This window comes from Pseudoxanthomonas wuyuanensis, assembly GCF_900215535.1.
Lineage (GTDB): Bacteria > Pseudomonadota > Gammaproteobacteria > Xanthomonadales > Xanthomonadaceae > Pseudoxanthomonas_A > Pseudoxanthomonas_A wuyuanensis.
This window is the reverse complement of record NZ_OCND01000030.1, coordinates 1-1,374: the sequence shown is the minus strand read 5'-3', so window position 1 is coordinate 1,374 and position 1,374 is coordinate 1. Positions and strand designations below refer to the sequence as shown.

Here is a 1,374-nt window from a genome sequence, read left to right as displayed (position 1 = left end):
CTCATTTCTCATTCCCCACTCCCCAGTAGACCAGCCATGACCAGCACTCCCTACATCGGTACCCGCGAATACTTCCCCGGCATCGGCCGCATTCCCTTCGAGGGCGCCGGTTCGGACAACCCGCTGGCGTTCAAGGTGTATGACGCCGGCAAGCGCATCGGCGGCAAGACCATGGCCGAGCACCTGCGCTTTGCGGTGTGCTACTGGCATACCTTCTGCAATGCCGGGCATGACCCGTTCGGGCCAGGCACGCGCCACTTCCCGTGGGAAGCCGGCTCGCCCATGGCCACGGCCGAGGCCAAGGTGGATGCGGCGTTCGAGTTCTTCAGCAAGCTGGGGGTGCCGTACTGGTGCTTCCACGACATCGACCTGGCGCCGGACGCGGAGGACATTGGCCAGTACGAGCAGAACCTGCGGCACATGGTGGCGCTGGCGAAAGAACGCCAGGACGCGACCGGGGTGAAGCTGCTGTGGGGCACGGCCAACCTGTTCAGCCACCCGCGCTACATGAACGGGGCGGCGACCAACCCGGACTTTGCGGTGGTGGCGCGGGCGGCGGTGCAGGTCAAGGCGGCGCTGGAGGCGACGGTGGAACTGGGCGGGGAGCACTACGTGTTCTGGGGCGGGCGCGAAGGCTACGCCTGCCTGCACAACACCGACATGAAGCGCGAGCTGGCGCACTTTGCCCGCTTCCTGACGATGGCGCGCGACTACGGCCGCAGCCTCGGGCTGAAGGGCAACTTCCTCATCGAGCCCAAGCCGATGGAGCCGATGAAGCACCAGTACGACTTCGACAGCGCCACGGTGGCCGGTTTCCTGAAAGAGCACGGGCTGGCGCAGGACTTCAAGCTGAATATTGAAGCCAACCACGCCACGCTGAGCGGGCACACCTTCGAGCACGACCTGCAGGTGGCCAGCGACCACGGGCTGCTGGGCAGCATCGACGCCAACCGCGGCAATGCGCAGAACGGCTGGGACACTGACCAGTTCCCGACCGACCTGTACGACACGGTGGGGGCGATGCTGGTGGTGCTGCGCCAGGGCGGGCTGGAAGGCGGCTTGAACTTCGACGCCAAGGCACGGCGCGAGTCGACCGACCTGGAGGACCTGTTCATTGCCCACATCGGCGGCATGGATGCGTTCGCGCGCGGGCTGGAGGTGGCGCATGCGCTGCTGACGCAGTCGCCGTGGGAGCAGTGGCGCCAGGCGCGCTATGCCAGCTTCGACAGCGGCGCCGGCCGCGACTTCGAAGCCGGCAAGCTGTCGCTGGCGGACCTGCGTGGCCTGGCGCTCGCGCAGGGCGAACCGGCGCAGACCAGCGGCAAGCAGGAGCGCTACGAAAACCTGCTCAACCAGTACCTGTTGCGCTGACGC

At 67.0% G+C, this 1,374-nt stretch carries 1 protein-coding gene; it reads left to right on the top strand.

The window, feature by feature from the left end; translation table 11 throughout:
- Positions 1–36 precede the first annotated feature (36 nt).
- Complete coding sequence (xylA, locus tag CRO39_RS20190; protein WP_097123778.1) at positions 37–1,371, top strand: xylose isomerase; 1,335 nt, start codon at positions 37–39, stop codon at positions 1,369–1,371.
- Positions 1,372–1,374 lie beyond the last annotated feature (3 nt).